The organism is Coleofasciculus sp. LEGE 07092, assembly GCF_015207375.1.
GTDB lineage: Bacteria > Cyanobacteriota > Cyanobacteriia > Cyanobacteriales > Coleofasciculaceae > LEGE-07092.
Map to the genome: position 1 here is coordinate 36859 of NZ_JADEWY010000017.1, position 18509 is coordinate 55367.

Annotated in this window: 12 protein-coding genes and 1 pseudogene; 8 read left to right on the top strand and 5 right to left on the bottom strand. The window is 46.4% G+C overall.

The annotated features are described in order from the left end of the window. Positions 1-6 precede the first annotated feature (6 nt). The gene (locus tag IQ257_RS06475; RefSeq protein WP_193873892.1) at positions 7-1371 is read left to right on the top strand and encodes a type IV pilin-like G/H family protein; all 1365 of its coding nucleotides are present in this window, start codon (positions 7-9) and stop codon (positions 1369-1371) included. A 128-nt stretch (positions 1372-1499) separates the two neighbouring features. Then, positions 1500-2690, top strand: coding sequence for a serine/threonine protein kinase (locus IQ257_RS06480; protein ID WP_193873893.1), 1191 nt, complete (start codon positions 1500-1502; stop codon positions 2688-2690). Positions 2691-2727: 37 nt separating this feature from the next. Here IQ257_RS06480 and IQ257_RS06485 read toward each other — a convergent pair whose 3' ends face one another. After that, positions 2728-4923: a recombinase family protein gene (locus tag IQ257_RS06485; RefSeq protein WP_193932969.1), complete on the bottom strand. Its 2196-nt coding sequence runs from the start codon at positions 4921-4923 to the stop codon at positions 2728-2730. Positions 4924-5045: 122 nt separating this feature from the next. Here IQ257_RS06485 and IQ257_RS06490 point away from each other — a divergent pair, with 122 nt between their 5' ends. Continuing rightward, entirely contained in the window at positions 5046-6413 is a 1368-nt protein-coding gene (locus tag IQ257_RS06490; protein WP_193877023.1) for a proton extrusion protein PcxA, read from the top strand. A 69-nt stretch (positions 6414-6482) separates the two neighbouring features. Here IQ257_RS06490 and IQ257_RS06495 read toward each other — a convergent pair whose 3' ends face one another. Both IQ257_RS06495 and IQ257_RS06500 read right to left on the bottom strand, forming a co-directional pair. Continuing rightward, positions 6483-8924 carry a S8 family peptidase gene (locus IQ257_RS06495; RefSeq protein ID WP_193876997.1) on the bottom strand — a complete coding sequence of 814 codons (2442 nt, stop codon included), beginning with the start codon at positions 8922-8924 and terminating at the stop codon, positions 6483-6485. Continuing rightward, the gene (locus IQ257_RS06500; RefSeq protein WP_193876999.1) at positions 8908-9954 is read right to left on the bottom strand and encodes an AAA family ATPase; all 1047 of its coding nucleotides are present in this window, start codon (positions 9952-9954) and stop codon (positions 8908-8910) included. Before IQ257_RS06500 ends, IQ257_RS06495 begins: the two co-directional genes overlap by 17 nt. Positions 9955-10255: 301 nt before the next feature. Here IQ257_RS06500 and IQ257_RS06505 point away from each other — a divergent pair, with 301 nt between their 5' ends. The 3 genes from IQ257_RS06505 (at position 10256) to IQ257_RS06515 (ending at position 14506) form a co-directional block, all read left to right on the top strand. Next, positions 10256-12466, top strand: coding sequence for a S8 family serine peptidase (locus tag IQ257_RS06505; RefSeq protein WP_193877001.1), 2211 nt, complete (start codon positions 10256-10258; stop codon positions 12464-12466). An 83-nt stretch (positions 12467-12549) separates the two neighbouring features. Then, complete coding sequence (gene zds / locus IQ257_RS06510; RefSeq protein WP_193877003.1) at positions 12550-14019, top strand: 9,9'-di-cis-zeta-carotene desaturase; 1470 nt, start codon at positions 12550-12552, stop codon at positions 14017-14019. Between the two features lie 43 nt (positions 14020-14062). Next, on the top strand, positions 14063-14506 hold the full coding sequence (locus tag IQ257_RS06515; RefSeq protein WP_193877005.1) for an SRPBCC family protein: 444 nt from the start codon (positions 14063-14065) through the stop codon (positions 14504-14506). 181 nt (positions 14507-14687) lie between these two features. On the opposite strand, the gene ahr is transcribed toward IQ257_RS06515, so the two are convergent. After that, on the bottom strand, positions 14688-15692 hold the full coding sequence (ahr, locus tag IQ257_RS06520; RefSeq protein ID WP_193877007.1) for an NADPH-dependent aldehyde reductase Ahr: 1005 nt from the start codon (positions 15690-15692) through the stop codon (positions 14688-14690). Positions 15693-15841: 149 nt separating this feature from the next. Beyond that, positions 15842-15964, bottom strand: a complete 123-nt coding sequence (locus IQ257_RS06525; RefSeq protein WP_193877009.1) for a hypothetical protein — start codon at positions 15962-15964, stop codon at positions 15842-15844. Here IQ257_RS06525 and IQ257_RS31405 point away from each other — a divergent pair. Both IQ257_RS31405 and fdhD read left to right on the top strand, forming a co-directional pair. Further along, a pseudogene (locus IQ257_RS31405) lies at positions 15948-17472 on the top strand (molybdopterin dinucleotide binding domain-containing protein). The gene IQ257_RS06525 and the pseudogene IQ257_RS31405 sit on opposite strands and share 17 nt — an antisense overlap. 78 nt (positions 17473-17550) lie before the next feature. Further along, the gene (fdhD, locus tag IQ257_RS06535) at positions 17551-18408 is read left to right on the top strand and encodes a formate dehydrogenase accessory sulfurtransferase FdhD (protein WP_193877011.1); all 858 of its coding nucleotides are present in this window, start codon (positions 17551-17553) and stop codon (positions 18406-18408) included. Positions 18409-18509: the final 101 nt, after the last annotated feature.

The window sequence follows — 18509 nt, forward strand, 5'->3', positions numbered from 1 at the left end:
TTAATTATGCTCAAAAATTCACAACTTCTCCATGGACGCTATCAACTCCAAACCCGACTGGGGCAGAATGCAGGGCGTCAAACCTGGCTAGCACTAGACGTGAGTCAGTCCCCATCCCAACCCGTTATTGTAAAATTACTAGCATTTAATCCCCAGATGCATTGGGATGAACTGAAACTGTTTGAACGGGAAGCTCAAGTTCTTAAACATCTCAACCATTCCCGAATTCCTCGCTATCTTGATTATTTTTCAGTTGATCAGCAAGCGGGTGAGGGTTTACCTTGGTTTGGGTTGGTACAGGAATTTCTTACGGGGGACTCTATACAAACGTTATTGGATCGGGGTAAACGATTTACAGAAAAGGAAGTTTGTCAAATTGCCACCAGCGTCTTAGACATTCTAATTTACCTCCACGAACTCTCACCACCAGTCTTGCACCGGGATATCAAACCCAGTAACCTCATTTTAGATAGTGACGGGCAAGTTTACTTAGTCGATTTTGGCGCAGTCCAAGACCGAGCTACGGCTGAAGGTGTTACGTTTACAGTTGTTGGGACTAACGGCTATGCCCCACCCGAACAGCTTTGGGGACGGGCAGTACCCGCTTCCGATTTGTATGCGCTGGGTGCTACGTTGATTCACTTGTTAACGGGTATTTCGCCAGCCGATTTGCCTCAGCGCCAAATGCGTATTCAATTTAGCGACAAGGTTAGCCTGACGCCCAATTTTGTCCAATGGCTAGAAATTCTCACAGAACCCGCCCCGGAACGACGATTTAACTCAGCCCGTCAAGCACTTCTTGCTCTGGAAACTTGTAAAAAATCAAACTCGGTTGGCAGGCAAGCCAGTCAGTCAGCTATAAGTTCAGTTCGGTATGGTCGTCTGTTTTGCTTAGTATCAATGCAGCTCATTATTGTTGGTGCTTTCGTTTGGATACATTTTAGGATGTTTGGAGGAGCCTATAAAGCTAAACAATCAGAAGCGAAAACCTATATTGGCTCGATGAACCGTGCCCAACAAGCTTACTATTTAGAAAACAATACCTTTTCCAATTCCATTCCAGAGCTTGAACTCGGCATTTCCACTCAAACTGCAAACTACAACTATTCAACTCATGCCAAGGCTAAAGCTGTATTCAACTATGCTATATCTCAGCGATCTGACGTCAAGAGCTATGTAGGAGGAGTCTTTTTAGTACCTGTGACTGAATTGTATTCTTCAACGGCTGAGAAGGGAATGACAACGATTTCCATCCTGTGCGAAGCGAACAAGCGAGGTATAACGACACCTCCACCGCCAACCTATGATAATGGAACACTGAGTTGCAGTCCTGGGACAACGGATTATCTCGATAAGCAGGAGATAAATTGAGACTTTATTCCCTATTCCCCACTCCCGTTCGGCTAAACGCTCACGGCAAAGCCCACTCCCTACTCCCGAATATCTGTGGAAGTTCTAGCTAGATTAGAAGAATGAGTCCCTAAGGAATCTATGCTAAGATGCTGCAACTCGAACAGGTATTACGCGATCGCTACCAGCTCAAGCAAAAACTAAGTTCCAATCCCCGGCGTCAAACATGGCTGGCAGACGATCTAGCGATGTCACCCCCTCAACCCGTTATTGTTAAACTGCTGGCATTTGGGGGTGAGGTGCAATGGGAAGATTTGAGATTGTTTGAGCGGGAAGCACAAGTTCTCAAACAGCTCGATCATTGTCGAATTCCCAAGTATTGCGATTATTTCCACATTGATGAGCGATCGCTCTGGTTTGGCTTAGTCCAAGAATACATTCCCGGTATCTCACTCAAAGAGCTGCTGGTGCAGGGCAAGCGCTTCACCGAACCGGAAATTCGCCAAATTGCAGTCGAAATCCTGAATATCCTCCAGTTTCTCCATCAGCTTAATCCGGCAGTACTGCATCGGGATATTAAGCCCAGCAACTTAATTTGGGGAGAGGATGAATGCATTTACTTAGTGGATTTTGGGGCAGTGCAGGATCGGGCAGCAACGGAAGGTGCAACCTTTACCGTAGTGGGAACTTACGGATACGCACCGATGGAACAGTTTGGGGGTAGGGCAGTTCCAGCATCTGATCTTTACGCCTTGGGAGCCACATTGGTTCACTTACTCACCGGTACGGCTCCGGCTGACTTGCCGCAGCGGAATTTGCGGATTTGCTTTGAAAATCAAGTGAGTCTCAGTCCCAGCTTGGTAAACTGGCTTGGCAAGCTGATCGAACCTGCCCCAGAGGAACGATTTAAGAGTGCGGCTGAGGCTATTTCAGCATTGGAATACGGCATGGGCATGACACTGAACAGGAGGGTTGTCAGAAGAGAGCTAATCCCCTTTGAGAATAACTCTGGGCAGGGTAATTTATTCGACCCGGTGGTGTCGGTACCCGATGAAATTAAGGGGTGGAATTGGGGAGCGTTTCTGCTATCTGGGTTTTGGCCCTTTACCAATCACGTTTGGCTGGGACTGCTATCGTGGGTGCCGCAAGTGGGTTGGTTGATGGCAATCGCAATGGGAGCCAAGGGTAACGAATGGGCATGGAAAAGCCGTCGTTGGAACAGTATTGAGCAGTTTAAAGCCCATCAACGGGGTTGGGCGATCGCCGGAATTCTCTTGGGAATACCGATAAGTCTGATGATGTGGTTACTCGTGTTTTTCTTTATCGCCCATGGTTTTTGAGGCACTTTTGTCCTTCTGTCTTCTTTACAACCCGCTTTCAGACTACCTCAGCCGCCAAATCTACTGAGGCATGAACCAATGTCAACAGTGGACCCGTCTGCTCATTACCATTCACGGCTAAGTCACTGTGACACAAGTATAGCCGTTGTCCAACTCGACCGAATAAATCTCGTAAAATCCGCTGCAAGCGCTCCTCATCCGCTTTAATTTTATCCTCCTCCGTTAAAGGGCGTCCTGACCAATCTTTGAGAAATAACGGGGCAGCAAACAGGGTGGCAGCACCGCCGATACTCCAGAGATGAGAACCAGCATCGAGCCAAAAATGCCAGGGATGGAAGCTGCGATAGGCGCGATATTGAAAGATGGTGGCTAGGGTGACGCCATTATGGGCTACGGCGGGAAGACGACGGACGGGGTAGGGATTGGCCGTAATCGTGCCGCAACGCAGCAGTTGAATAAATTGGGCAATGGTGGTGTGGGCGGGGGCATTCCTTCTGATGCTTGTAATTGGGGTAATAGTCTCCCCCTCTCTTAAGGAAACTTTTCGTAAGCGTCCGTCTACCTCCCAGTAATGTTGGGCAGTTTCCATGAGTTCCCGCAGTGCCGCGAGTTGCTCATAGGGCAGGTGGCTGCCATTCCACAAAAATTTCTGAATGGCTCGGTCGAGAACGGCGACGCAGGAGGGAACTAGACGCTGTTGCTGTTGTTCTCGCTGCACCTCCAGCCATTCCACGATTTCCGTGTAAGCCGTTGTTGCCCGATGTCCCAACCTATCCCAACGGGCAAAGGTTTCTACAGACAACAAGCGGGGGTGTTCGGGGTCGGGGGAATAGCAGTGATCGACGAGTAAACCGGCTCGTACAGGATCAATGTAGGGAGTGGAAAGTGGGGAATTTTCAGGTGTTTCTGTCGATAGTTCGGGTTTTCGACTGAGGATGACTAGCATTTCTGCGATCGCGTCTCGGTCTACCAAGCGCCCCAAACCCGGATAAACTAGAGCCAGTAAGGTTAATAATGCCCGAATCATTGGGGAGCTAATTAGGGGACGCTGGTCGTTGAGGGGTTCTACAGGTATGCCTTGGCTGGTGAGAATTTCGGTGAGGGTGTAGCGAGCGATCGCATCTAAACCGGGCGCAATAATAGCAATATCAGCAGGTTGTACTTGCCCTAACTTCACGGCTTCTACAATTGCCCCAGCCGTTTGCCGCAGCAGTTGGGCGCGGGAGGTGGTTTGAATCGATTGTACGGTTTCCGGCAAACCGGATAGAACGATGGGGTCGCTAATGAATTCAATCGCCAAACTCGATAACTCTTCTGCCAAAGAGTCATTCCCTGAACCTGTCAGGGTTTCCACTTGGCAGCGAGATGCTAATCCTGCCAGATAATTAGGGTCAGCATTTAAACCCAATCGCACTTCACCGTCTTGATTGTAGCTAAAGGCTCCCACTGCACCTTGATCTAAGAGAATCTCGAATAAGTCACGAGCGATCGCAGGATAATCATCCACATCATCTGCTAAAACTGCTCGATAGCGCTGGCTCAAGTATTCTAGGTAGGTTGAGTCAGATAAGAGTTCGTGCCAGTACAGTTCGCAAATAATACCGTAAGTCAGCAATCCCCGCTCCAAGCACCAGTGCCGCCAGTCTAACAGCAGTTGTCCGATAGACTGCCAGAGTTCTGGTGTCTTTTCCAGTTCTACCACTCCTTCTGCGAGAATACTGGGAATGTCTTCAACTGGTGTCCCACTCACGGCGGCTAACTGGAATAAGTCCAGGAGGCGGCGCACTCGCACGGATTCGTTCGCACCCGGTAGCTGGAGAAGATCATTATCCAGGTTGTCGCGCCATAATTGAGTGGCTAACTCCTGCTCAGTTTCTGGGCGCAACCGTACTGGAAATTGCGCCCTCAGATTCAGCCGCTTGATGATCAAGGGCCAAAATAACATCACTTCATCCTGAAAAAAACCCAATGGCGTCTTGCAAAGCACCGGATACCGCCCCTGTAGCGCTGCCGTGAGGCGATCGGCAAAACTCCGGCGATTATCGTCATTCGCAGCCAAAACTAAGATAGCGGGTGCCATTTGGCGATCGCGCCAAGTCCTGCGTGGGGTTGAGCGAGATAGCTGAGGCGATCGTCCCAATCCCGCTTCCACCCATTGACAAAACTGAGCAACAAGTCGAGCCGTTTTGCCGCTGCGAGTCGAGCCGACAATCCAGAGCGAAGTGAGAAGCATGAATTTTCCTTTAGTTAAATCTGCTAACATACCACAATAAACAGGAATTAAAGCTTCTGGCAGTCCGACAAGCCAGAACTCGTTGGTAGTGTTTTTTCTTGAATGAGATATTAGCTGTTTCAATGAAGCTACAAGCTATTTTTCGTCTTGCCAATCAATGGTTCTCTGATACACCGGACAGAGCATTAGATCAAGCATACAGAGCGGCTTTAATGATTAAAGCCATTGAAGATGAGCATTTTAATGGTCAAAAAATATCGGCTGATTCCAGTAACTATAGTGACAGTGTTTTATCATATTTCGATGCTGACTTAAACAAATATTTAAAAACCATTAAGGTCAGACTTACAGAATTTAGAGCGTATCGGTCTGTCTTTAATAATTTGAATTCTCAAGGGGTTGAGACTCTCAATGGAGAGACAATGACTAATTTTGGACGATACGAGCCAGTTGATTTAAGTGAAAAACAGTCGATTATTGTTGAAAAATTAGATTTCATCGATAAGATACTCAGAAAATATTCACCTCGTCCCCAATTGAAACGATCAGTTTCACTAATCCCGCTATCGCAAACCGATGTTATTAAATCTAATTCTAAGCAAGTGGCTGGTAATAATTTTAGAAATGATTCTCGCTCTTGGCAAGACGATAGGAATGTCAACGGAGATCCCCTGGAAAAGATTGAAACCATCTCTGATAAAACTGGAGTAGTTCCTCGCTCGATTTTAAGGACAGTCAGCAGACTTCAGCGAGAATTAGACCCTAAAGCTGAAGAAGAAGTCGTTAAAAAATTTCGCAGCTCTAGAGATAAAACCTTAATTTCTATTAAATTTATCCTGACTTTAATCATTGTTCCTATTTTAACTCAACAGGTGACTAAAACCTTCTTAATTAGTCCACTTGTTGAAAACTTTAGGCGTGAACCAGAAGCCACCATCTTTTTAAATATAGATATGGAAGAAGAGGCGTTGAGTGAGTTACATAGATTTGAAGAAGAACTACACTTCAAAAGTATGCTAGGACTCACTCCTAAACTGTCAGAGGAAGCACTGAAAGAACAAGTTAAAGAAAAAGCAGGTGAACTGGCAGAAGAATATCGCAGTCGCAGTTCTAATGCTATTAAAAATATTTTTGCAGACCTTTTTTCTTTATTAGCGTTTGCATTAGTAATTGTTAATAGCAAACCAGATTTGGCTATTTTAAAATCCTTTATGGATGATATTGTCTACGGCTTGAGCGATAGTGCCAAAGCCTTTATCATTATTTTGTTTACGGATATGTTTGTGGGGTTCCACTCACCCCACGGATGGGAAGTCATTCTTGAAGCAGTTTCCCGACATCTGGGAATACCTGAAAGTCGGGACTTCATCTTTTTGTTTATTGCCACGTTTCCCGTGATCTTAGATTCCGTGATTAAATATTGGATTTTCCGCTACTTAAATCGGATATCTCCTTCAGCGGTGGCTACTTATCGGAATATGAATGAGTAAGAAGTTCAGAATTTGATTACTTAATTACCTACTAATCCACTCTAGCAAATAGCTTAATTGTTGGTTTAGTTAAACTCTCCCTCGGCTCCTCGCTCTCTGGGCAACCTGAAGTTTCAAACGATTGTATAAATCAACTTTAGGATCGGAATGACTAATGCAAGCAACTAAGGCGTAGCGTTGCATATCAATTTCATCTGGCTTTGCCCATTTGCGATTACAACTTACAACCAGGTACATGGGATTATTTTCATAGCCCTTTGATTTGATAATTTGGATTTGTCCCCTTTGCAAGGTTCCTTTTTTTCGCAAGTTAGCACCTGGGGATAACTCGACAACAATGCCAGAGCCATGCTTTTTCTTTAAGTTTTTCATAGAGATTTCTGTAAACTGCTCAGGCGAAGCTGTTTTACCAGCAGCTACATAAGCATTCACAATACTTTCACGATCAATCCTCTTGAAAAGGTTGAATTCCATTGTGACTCCTAAGTATGAGTCTCCACGAGTCGGTCGAGTCGGTGGGTCAAATGCTAGAGCAATAGATAAAATTCGGGTGCCTTCGGTCTGAAAAAACTCAGGTGGGAGTAAGGGAATCTCATAAATATGAAAATTACCGACAGGAATCAAGATATTGTCTTCTTGCAAAATCACATAGTTTTCAGCAGAATACATTGCACGTTGCAAATCAGCCTGTCCATAGCCATAGATGGCTAGTCGCTGCTTGATTTGTTTGGGCTGTTTCCCCTGAAACTCAGGAGGAATATTGGGGGGCAGGGCAGCAGAGTTTGCAATAAGTACCCGTATTAGATTCGAGCTAGCATCTGGATATTTTGTAAAAAGTTGAGCGGCTAAGTTGGCAACACGAGGAGCCGCAAAGCTTGTGCCACTAGACAGTCGAAACAATGAGGTTGCGTAATCTTTTGATAGCGTCAGAATAGAAACTCCTGCTTGATTATCTTGAACTACCCTGCTGCCATCAAGAACCCAATCTCCTCCTAGATCTACAACTTCAGGCTTAATCATGCCATCAACCCCAAAACCTGTTCTTGTAAAAGGAGAGGGGTATCCTGGTAGTTTAGTAACTGCATTGCGCCGAGCATCTAAAGGGTACGTCATGCTGCTGCGACCAAGAGAGAGAGAACCAACAGTGAGCGAGATTGCAGAAGTTGCAGGATCGATGATTCGAGCGCTCTCATTCGATAGGTAAGTTGGGTAGTGAGTTCGCAGTTGTTCTATGGAAGTTGCCTCTGGATAATAAGCATTTCCTGCTGAAACCACAAAAACAATGTTCTTATATTGATACTCATAGGCAATTTCATCAATTCTGGCAGCTAGGCGAAATTGTTTGAGTCCATCTCGGTAAATTTGTTCAGCATTCCCTAGTGAAATATTAATGACTTTACAGTTTGGATACTGCTTAATAAAGGCAAGAATAGCTTCACTAAGTTGAGTTTCTACGAGGAGATCTTCGTCATATTGGTTATTTTCGTCTGTCACGCGGGCAGAGAAGAGCCAAGCAGTTGGATCGAATGAACGCTTTTCAATACATTTCTCGATGTTCCCATAGATAGCAATTCCAGCAACATTGGTGCCATGCCCTCCTTCATCATCAGGTCCACCTTTGATAAATTGGCGTTGTGCGTCAGGAAAGACGTCAGCTTCACCCAGAACCGGAGCAATTAATGGATGACCACGTTGCACACCAGAGTCAATGACGAGAACGCCACAATGGTCTTCAGGTGGAGGAATCACTTCCGGAAAACTGGAAATTGGTAGATTATAGTCAGCCGTACTCTCAAATGCAGGTTTGGGACGACGATCAATTTCCTTAACAATTTCCTCTTGTAACAAAAGCTCTAAAACGTCGTGGGTAACTTTAATCCGAGCAATACATAGATAGTTGCCAATATAGCGATCGCTCATTCGCATTTGAGTGGTATCACTAGACAAGCCTTCTAACACTTCGGCGATGGTATCCAGAGATCGTTTCATTTCTTGGCGATCACCAGTGTGCCAAAGTTCCAAGTCTAGAGGAGCTAGTTCTCCCGGTTGGACTGGCTCTAGTTCCAATAAGCGACCAATGCGATCCTGTGGTTCGAGGGGTACTAGCTCATCAATTGCCCCCAAATATTCATACTTACAATCAGTTTTAATTCCACTGTAGTTCTCTAACCGCTTCTTGAATTCTGTAAGTTCATTGTCGGATGAGAAAACGACGATTGCTTTATTGAGATTTGGTTCACGCGCTAGAAAAGTCAGCCCTGTTTTAGTCAACTCATCTTCTGAAAGATTACCCTTCTTAGCAAGTTTGATCTTGAAAATTAATTTTGGGTCAAGACGAAAGGGACTAGTCTTTTGCTTGATAGGCTGAATCAGGGTAGAGATTTGATCTAATAGCTGCCTACCGTGGGTGCTGCTATCAGAACGCTTCATCCCACCGCCACCGCCCGTAGAGCGCCTTGGAAGTTCGATATTGATTTTTGGCAGTTTCAGGTGTTCAAACTGACTCACCATTTTGGCTCGGCGTAGAGAATTCTGTTGAGTTCGATATTATAAGTTGTCTATCTAGATAGCGCCCAATCGCAACTTCTAAATCATCAGCCGTAAGAATGCGATCGCCCCGCAAAATTACTGCTTTAGTTGCATCAGCGCAAATGCGTTCTATGTCGGCTCCAGTAGCATTCTCAATCCGAGCAGCAAAAGCAGATAGATCAATTCCGCTATAACGTATAGCAGATAGGTAACGACCCAAAAGAGCCGTCCGGAGTTCAACGGATGGGTTATCAAAGAAGAGGACTTCATCAAATCGCCGCCAAATAGCGCTGTCAAGTAGTTTCTCGTGATTAGTCGCGGCAATAAACAGACCATTATTAGTTGAATTATCGATGAGCTGTAGCAGGCTGTTGACTAGTCGTTTAACTTCTCCATGTTCATTTTGCGTGTTGCGATCACGGGCAATGGCATCAAATTCATCAAATAAAACAACCCATTCCCCTTTCTCAATATAGGCGAAAATTTTCTGGAGATTAGTCGCCGTTTCGCCCAAGTAAGAAGAGAATACAGCCGTCAGATTCACATAAATCAGTGGCAGTCCCAATACGCTGGAAAGGACTTTTGCAGTTTGGGTTTTGCCACAGCCAGGAGGCCCACAAAAGAGAAGTTTGCTTTTGGGTCTAAGGCTATAGGCTGCGAGGATATCTTGCTTACGATTTTCGAGGACAATTTCTTGCAGGACATCAAAGATTTTTTCACTGAGGATAATGCGATCCCAAGTGAGATCGAATTGTTTCACCTCAAGCAAAGAGAGTCCAGTTTCTTTGTCTTTGGGCAATTCAGGAAACTGGTTCCAGGGGGCAAGGTTAGCGGCTAAGCGCTTGGTGTATCCGTTCCCATTGTGGAGCAGCTTTTCGAGATCTCTAGCAAGCAGGGTATGGTTTTTACTTTTTTCTTCTTCGATAAGTTCCATCGCGGCAGCCAAAAACTCTTCTCTCTCGTTGTGAGAGAAGCTCCTGAAGAGTTTTCTGAGGATTTCGCCACGTGCCATACATCAGAGTGGAATTAAATCCCTTACATACACTTATCATAGAACGCTTGTACTAATACTTTCAAAAACTTTAATTCACCCTACCCTAGCACTGAAATATTACACCTAATGGGACAGGACTTACGCACTAAGGCAAATCAGTAACCGTATAATCAGGCTTCCAGCTTCTCCACCAATGCTCAAAACAACGAGAATTCGTTCATGCTCGTCAGACTTTTGTCTAAGGTAGTGATAGCCTTTCATCAGCAGTTGAGCTGGGGAAGGGTTTAACTCACAACCGTAGATAAGCAAACACTGAACAATGGATAATTTGACTGTAGTTTACGTTCATGGTATAGGAGAGCAGCCGGCTCCTGCCGTCCTGAAGCGAAGTTGGGATAAGGCGCTGTTTGGAATAGATATGGGAGCGCGTACCCGCTTGGCTTATTGGTCGGACATTCAGTATCCACAGCCAATTGCTGCTGCCAAAACCCAAGGATTTGCAATAGCCGCGTTGGAAACCGAACGTCCTCTATCCGATACGGAAGTGATTGAGGAAAGTCAACAGCTTGTTCCCGAGAGCAACGAAGCGCACGCTTATGCTGAGAAGTTAGCGCAGGAAATGCTAGCTAATAACGCTCCCAGCCGTGGGGTAAGCACTCAGTTCTTTGGTGGTGATCTCCGTTTGCTGCCTGACTCCATTCGTCGCAAAATTACCGAATGGCTGACCAAAAGCTTTATTCAAGATACAGCCGCTTATTTTTATAACGAGCAAAAGCGGGAGAAAATTCGCGATCGCTTGCGCCAAATTCTCATTCCCGAAAACGGACTGTATCTAGTCATTGGACATAGCATGGGTTCCATTATCGCCTATGACGTGCTGCGTCAGCTAGAGAATTCAGACATTCCGATTCCCTTATTCCTGACGATTGGTTCCCCTCTGGGTATTGAGGCGGTTAAAGACAATCTCGGACACCCTTGGAAAGTGCCAACAGGAGTGACGAATTGGCAGAATTTTGCCGACCGCTTCGATCCGGTAGCCTTTGATAAAGGAATCTCCAATGATTTTTCACCCATTGGCAAGATTAAGGATTCGATTGTCCGTAATCTCAAAAGTGACAGTCTTCTTGACTTTGACCCCCATTCTGGAACTGGCTATTTAGGCACAAAAGAAGTTCAACGGGCGGTACAAGAGGTAGTGGGTTCAACCTTTGCCCAACCCATTGCATCCTTTGTGATTGCTAAGGATGTAGCAGAGGAGATGGCAGGACCTGTGGAACGGTTGCCTGTGCTAATTGAACTCAGTGACGAGATAACTGGTGCAACGCTTCGAGGGGCCTCAGCGACCACCCTAGACACCAAGCGAGAGACGCTGGTTCAAGAACTTCAGCAACTTACCCATAATCAAGAAGAGGCGAAAATTGACCCCTTGCAGCGCTACGTGGCAGCAGAGTTAACCCCAGCCGAGATTGAACGGCTAGCAGCCCGTTATAAAAATCTGCCCTTTGCCCGTATCTGGAAAAACTCCCGGAAGGTTGCCCTGCTGGATCAATCGATTCACAAAGTGCAAGCCTATACTGCCCAGCTCGGCTATGGGGCAACGGGTAAAGATATTAACTGGGCGATACTAGATACGGGCATTCAACCCAACCATCCCCATTTCCAAACCCATAAAAACATTGCGCAACAGTGGGATTGTACTGGAGTAGGGCAACCCCGACAGGGTAAAGCCTTAGACGTACACGGACATGGCACCCACGTTGCTGGCGTTATTGCTGGGATGGGTAAGGAAGATAGTCCTTATGCCAAATTCCGAGGTATGGCACCCGAAACCCAGTTGCATATCTATAAAGTTTTGGATGATGAGGGCTATGGCAACGATGCTTGGATTATCAAAGCACTCAATCACATTGCCAGTGTCAATGAATCCTCGCCCAATTTAGTAATTCATGGCGTCAATCTGAGTCTGGGAGGTCCTTTTGACCCCACGGTGTACGGTTGCGGTCATTCTCCCATCTGCCGGGAACTTCGCCGTCTCTGGCGTCAGGGGGTAGTAGTTTGCATTGCTGCTGGGAATGAAGGGCGTCTGATTATTCAAACGGCACAAGGCATTAGCGAACTCAATCTTGACTTATCTATTGGTGATCCGGCTAATTTAGAAGAAGCGATCGCAGTGGGTTCGGTTCATAAGCAACAACCTCATACTTACGGCATTTCTTACTTTTCCTCCCGTGGTCCAACGGCAGACGGACGCGCCAAACCGGATGTGGTAGCACCCGGAGAACAAATTATTTCGTGCAATGCTAATTTTTCAGAGGAACAAGACCTCTATGTGGGAATGAGTGGTACGAGTATGGCTTGTCCCCATGTTTCCGGTGTTGTTGCCGCCTTCCTCTCAGTGCGTCAGGAATTCATTGGCTATCCTGATCGAGTTAAAGAGATTCTTCTGTCCCATTGTACGGATTTGAAACGCGATCGCTACCACCAAGGAGCCGGTATGCCGAATCTGGTTAAGATGTTGAGCCGGACTTAAGTTAAGTAGGGAGTGGGGAATCTGCTGCATTCAGACGCTCTATTCTATTACAATCTGTAAAGAAACTGAAAAGGAAAGGCTGAATGCGCGTAGCGATTGTTGGGGCGGGACTCGCTGGAATGGCGACGGCTGTTGAATTAGTCGATGCCGGACATGAAGTCGAACTCTTTGAATCCCGTCCTTTTGTTGGTGGAAAGGTGGGTAGCTGGATTGATGCTGATGGCAATCCTATCGAGATGGGATTGCACGTTTTCTTTGGCTGCTATTACAACGTGTTTGATTTAATGAAGCAGGTGGGGGCGTTTGAGAATCTGCGCCTGAAAGAGCATTCCCACACCTTTATTAATCAAGGCGGACGCACGGGGGCGCTGGATTTTCGCTTCATTACGGGTGCGCCTTTCAACGGACTGAAAGCCTTTTTTACCACTTCTCAGCTATCGGTAAAAGATAAGTTGCAAAATGCGATCGCTCTCGGTACAAGTCCTTTGATTCGTGGGTTGGTTGACTTTGATGGGGCGATGGAAACCATTCGAGAACTCGACTCGATCAGCTTCGCTGATTGGTTTCGGCGTCATGGGGGTTCTAATGGCAGTTTGAAGCGGATGTGGAATCCTATCGCCTATGCTCTTGGTTTTATTGATACGGAAAATATCTCTGCCCGTTGTATGCTGACGATTTTCCAGTTGTTTGCCGCTAGAACGGAAGCTTCAGTGTTGCGGATGCTGGAAGGTTCTCCCCACGAGTACCTGCACAAACCCATTATTAATTACTTAGAAGCGCGAGGGGCAAAAATTTATACCAGACGCCGCGTGCGAGAAATCCTCTATACCGAAGCGAGGGAACAAGCTAAAGTCACGGGTTTGATGATTGCTAAAGGTGACACCGAAGAAACTATCGTCGCTGATGCCTACGTCTGCGCCTCTGATGTCCCTGGTGTACAACGCTTGTTACCCCAAACATGGCGCAAGTGGTCGGAGTTTGACAATATCTATAAGCTGGATACAGTACCCGTGGCAACGGTGCAACTGCGGTTTGATGGTTGGGTAACGGAACTTGACGATGCCCAGAAACGAAAGCAACTTGAAAAAGCAGTGGGGATCGATAATCTCCTCTATACCGCTGATGCGGACTTCTCTTGTTTTGCTGACTTAGCCTTAACGAGTCCCGGTGATTATTACCGCCAGGGAGAGGGCTCACTCTTGCAATTGGTACTCACTCCCGGTGATCCGTTTATCCGACAGAGTAACGAAGCGATCGCTCAACACGTTCTTCAGCAAGTCCAGGAGTTGTTCCCTTCCTCTCGTGAACTACACATGACTTGGTACAGTGTAGTTAAGTTGGCTCAGTCTCTCTATCGAGAATCCCCCGGTACAGATGCCTACCGTCCCGCTCAAAAAACACCAATCAGCAACTTCTTCCTAGCTGGCAGCTACACCCAGCAAGACTATATCGATAGTATGGAAGGAGCAACCCTATCTGGGCGTTGTGCTGCCAAAGCTATTCTAGAAAATGCTCCGAACCTAGTAGAGCGATCGCCTGCGATCAGCGTTTGAGTCTATCCATGTCTTTTTCACCTATTCCTCACTCCCTATTCCAATGTCCAAATGGTTAGAACACAGCGTACAGGTTGAAGTCGAGGTTCCCATTGATGTGGTGTGGAATCTTTGGTCTGATCTAGAACAAATGCCCCAGTGGATGAAGTGGATTGACTCGGTACAGATATTAGAAGATAATCCGGAGCTATCCCGCTGGAAACTTGCCAGTGGTGGCTTTGAATTTAGTTGGCTCTCTCGCATTCTGAAAGTGGAGCCTCACCAGATCATCCAGTGGGAATCAATTGATGGCTTACCCAATCGGGGTGCTATTCGCTTCTATGATCGCTATGGCAGCAGTATTGTTAAGCTGACTGTGGCTTATGATATTCCTGGAATTCTCGGTCAGCTAATGGATAATCTGTTTCTAGGTCGTATTGTTGAGTCTACTATCGAGGCAGATTTAGAGCGATTTCGACAATATGCCCTTAATGTCATGTCGGGTTAAACTCACATCTTGCACCAGTCTCACTAACCGCCAGTGGTTTAAACCACTGGCTCATAGCTGGCATTCGTCTGGCATACGACTGGATAAGAGTTTTAGTCCACAAAGCGTGGACTTAAGCTATTAGCCCGGAGTTTTAACTCTGGGTGGGTTTTCGGGTTTAAGGTGTCGCTTGGTGAGGATGTCAATAATGCTTCAAAACCAAGCGATAACGGGGCTTACCATTGCGAAGCTTTTCTATCGCCTCATTCACCTGCTCAAAGCTGAACGTTTCCGTAATCGGTTCGACACCGTGCCGTGCCGCAAAGTCGATCATCCGAGCAGTTGTTACCGGACTACCCAGTGGACTACCCGAAATCGACTTCTGACCTGCAATCATGGGGAAAAGCTGAGTGGATAGCGGATTAGGAACTACCCCAACTAAGTGTAACCGACCCTTTGGACGCAATGCCGCAATGTAAGCATTCCAGTCTAGGTCAGCATTAACCGTAGAGAGAATTAAGTCAAAGGAATTCTGGACCGATTCCAGCGCTTTAGGATCACGAGAGTTGACAAAATGATTGGCTCCCAACTTCCGTGCTTCTGCTTCTTTGTCAGGACTCGTCGAAAAAGCCGTCACGTCACATCCCCAAGCATGGAGGAAGCCGAGCGCCATGTGACCCAATCCCCCAATGCCAATCACACCCACTCGATCTGTCGGCTTAATATCAAACTGGACAATAGGGTTAAATACAGTGATGCCGCCACAGAATAGCGGACCTGCGGTAGCAGAATTAACCCCCTCTGGTAGGGAAACCACCCAACTATGATGAGCGCGAACCTTATCAGCGAATCCACCATGACGACCGACAATTGTACCTTCTGCGGTCAAACAGAGGTTGTGATTGCCAGACATACACCATTCGCAAGTCATGCAGGAACGAGAATACCAACCTAATCCAACTCGTTGTCCCACATTCAGCGTGCTTACTCTATCTCCCAACGCTGCGATTGTACCAACAACCTCATGACCTGGAACAAAGGGATACTTCGTCATCCCCCACTCATTGTCTAGCATACTCAAGTCACTGTGACAAAGCCCACAGTACTCGACATTAATCTCTACCTCTTCATCGCCAAGAGAACCCGGATCATACTCGAAGGGCTTTAGTTCTCCACCCGGTTCATGAGCCGCATAAGCTTTGATCATTGTTAGAGCTTTAGTGATTGCTGTAGGTCATTGTAGAGTGGCAATCTCTTCAAAACGTACTTATTCAGCAAGTCTTTACATGATTTTTTAAGGAGAGATAGCGGTTCAGATCCCCTACTTCTTAAAGAAGTCGGGGATCTCTCCTTTAACTACATTACCGCAACCAACTGCATTTGTTGAGTTGCACGAACCTGTCGATAGGTCGAAAACTCCATGGTAAAGTGAGCCTGACCCGAAGAAAGCGATCGCACTGCCATGGAATACCCAGGCATACGTCAACCTAAAAAGCGCTGGACTCCCTCCCATTGGGCTAGCTGGAAACCTTTCGGCATTGGCGAACAATACCCTAATAATTACTGGGAAGTGTTTCGTGCCGCCTGGGTAAACCGCGAGCAACTACCCTATGCTTGGGAAATTCTAAACAAGGGAGTTTGTGACGGTTGCGCTTTGGGAACAAGTGGAATGAAAGACTGGACGCTGTGATCAACACCTACCGGGAACCGGGGATGGAACGCTACTGGGTGCCTTCGATTCTGGAGAGTGCTTTATTCGGTACTAAATTTGCCGAAGACTTTTTCTTGGTCAATATGGGAGGGGATATTGCCTTTTTAAATGGCACTCTTAAACATCTAATTGCCAATAATTGGGTAGACTTTTCCTTTATAAAAAACTATACCGGAAATTTTGACGAATTAAAAGCCTCCCTTGATCACCAATCCTGGGAGGAATTAGAACAAATTTCCGGCGCAACCCGTGACGAGATGCTGGCTTTTGCCAAGATGGTGGGAGACGCGGAAAAAGCTGTATTTGTTTGGAGTATGGGAATTACTCAGCATGAATGCGGCGAAGATAATGTGCGAGCAATTATTAACCTGGCACTGACGAAAGGATTTGTTGGCAGGGAAGGGTGCGGGTTAATGCCAATTCGCGGACACTCTGGCGTGCAAGGGGGTGCCGAGATGGGATGCTACGCGACGGTATTTCCCGGTGGCAAGGCAATTACCCCAGAAAATGCAGCACAGTTGAGTGAACAATGGGGGTTTGAGGTTCCTACCTGTCAGGGATTAACCGTTTCAGAAATGATTCATGCTGCTCATACCGGACAGTTGGATGTATTGTTTTCTGTAGGTGGGAATTTCTTAGAAGTTCTGCCAGAACCTGATTATGTGAAAGCAGCACTGAAGCGCGTCCGGAGTGGGAAGTATTTATGGAATTGGCGCGGCAAGTGCGTCTCGATTTAGCCGATAAGTTGCAGTTTGATGAAACTGCTGCTATTCGTCAAGAAATTGCCCAAATTATCCCTCAGTATGCGGGAATTCAGCACCTAAAAGAAGCGGGAAACCAATTTCAGTATGGCGGTTCTCACCTCTGCTTTGGCTGGAATTTTCCGACACCGGATGGTAAAGCCCATTTTTCAGTATTGTCTCCACCCAAGCAAGAATTACCAGAGGGATACTTCTTGGTTACAACTCGGCGCGGTAAGCAGTTTAACAGTATGGTGCAGGAAAAGAAAGACGCGATTACGGGTGCGGTGCGAGAGGCGGTATTGATGAGTCGAGAGGATATTTCTAAGTTGGGATTGAAAGAGGGAGATGGGGTAATTCTCAAGAATGATTTTGGTGAGTTGAAGGGACACGTTTACACTGCACCCATGAAACCGGGGAATTTGCAGGTGCATTGGCCCGAAGGGAATGTATTGTTAGATACAAATAAGCGATCGCCTGAAGTCGATATTCCTAATTACAACGCTTTGGTGTGTCTGGAAAAGGTTGAAGGATGATCGACAAACTTACCCCAGAATCAATGCAATACGCTGGGTGAATTGGGGCATTGATCCAGAGGAATTTCAAGGGCAAACATGAAAACGCCAATTAGAAGCAAGACGAAAGCTAGGGTTTGGGTGGTGGAGAATGGCAACGTGCGATCGTATTCTGACTACTTGGCAACAGAAGAACCTTTAGAAATTCGTTTAGTTTCTCCTCAGCAGACAGTCGCTGTCACCATGCGGACACCAGGGCCTGATTTTGAACTGGCAGCAGGTTTCCTCTACAGTGAAGGCGTGGTAAAAAGTCGAGATGATATCCAGCGTATCAGCTACTGTGTCGATCCGGATGTGGATGGAGAACAGCGCTACAACATTGTGAATGTGCAACTCAAGGAAGGGTTAAGTGTAGATTTGCAACCTTTAGAACGCCACTTTTTTACCACAAGTGCCTGTGGAATTTGTGGTAAGGCTAGTCTGGAGGCTTTGCGATCGCGGAAATGTTCGGTTATCTCAGACAGCCTAGAGGTACCTGCTGAAGTAATTTACAGCCTGCCAGAAAAATTACGCCAAGCTCAACGAGTCTTCTCAAGCACCGGAGGATTACACGCTGCCGCTTTATTCGACACTCAAGGACAGTTACTATCAGTACGAGAAGATGTAGGGCGTCACAATGCCTTGGATAAATTGATAGGTTCGGCTTTACTCAGTGACCAACTGCCGTTAAACAATCATATTGTCATGGTAAGTGGACGTTCCAGCTTTGAAATTTTGCAGAAATGTCTGACAGCAGGAGTGCCAATTGTCTGTGCAGTTTCTGCACCTAGCAGTTTGGCAGTGGAACTGGCGCAAGAGTTTGGCATTACCTTAGTGGGATTTTTACGGGGTGGACGGTTTAATGTGTATGTCGGAATGGAACGCCTACGCATTGGTATTGAAAGCGGTGAGTACTGACACCCAGTTGCATTGGGGGATGGGTGAAATTTCCAAAAAAGGTAAAATTATTAAAACAAAGTGTGTGGGAGAATCGCGATGTGGACAGTAAGAATTAATTG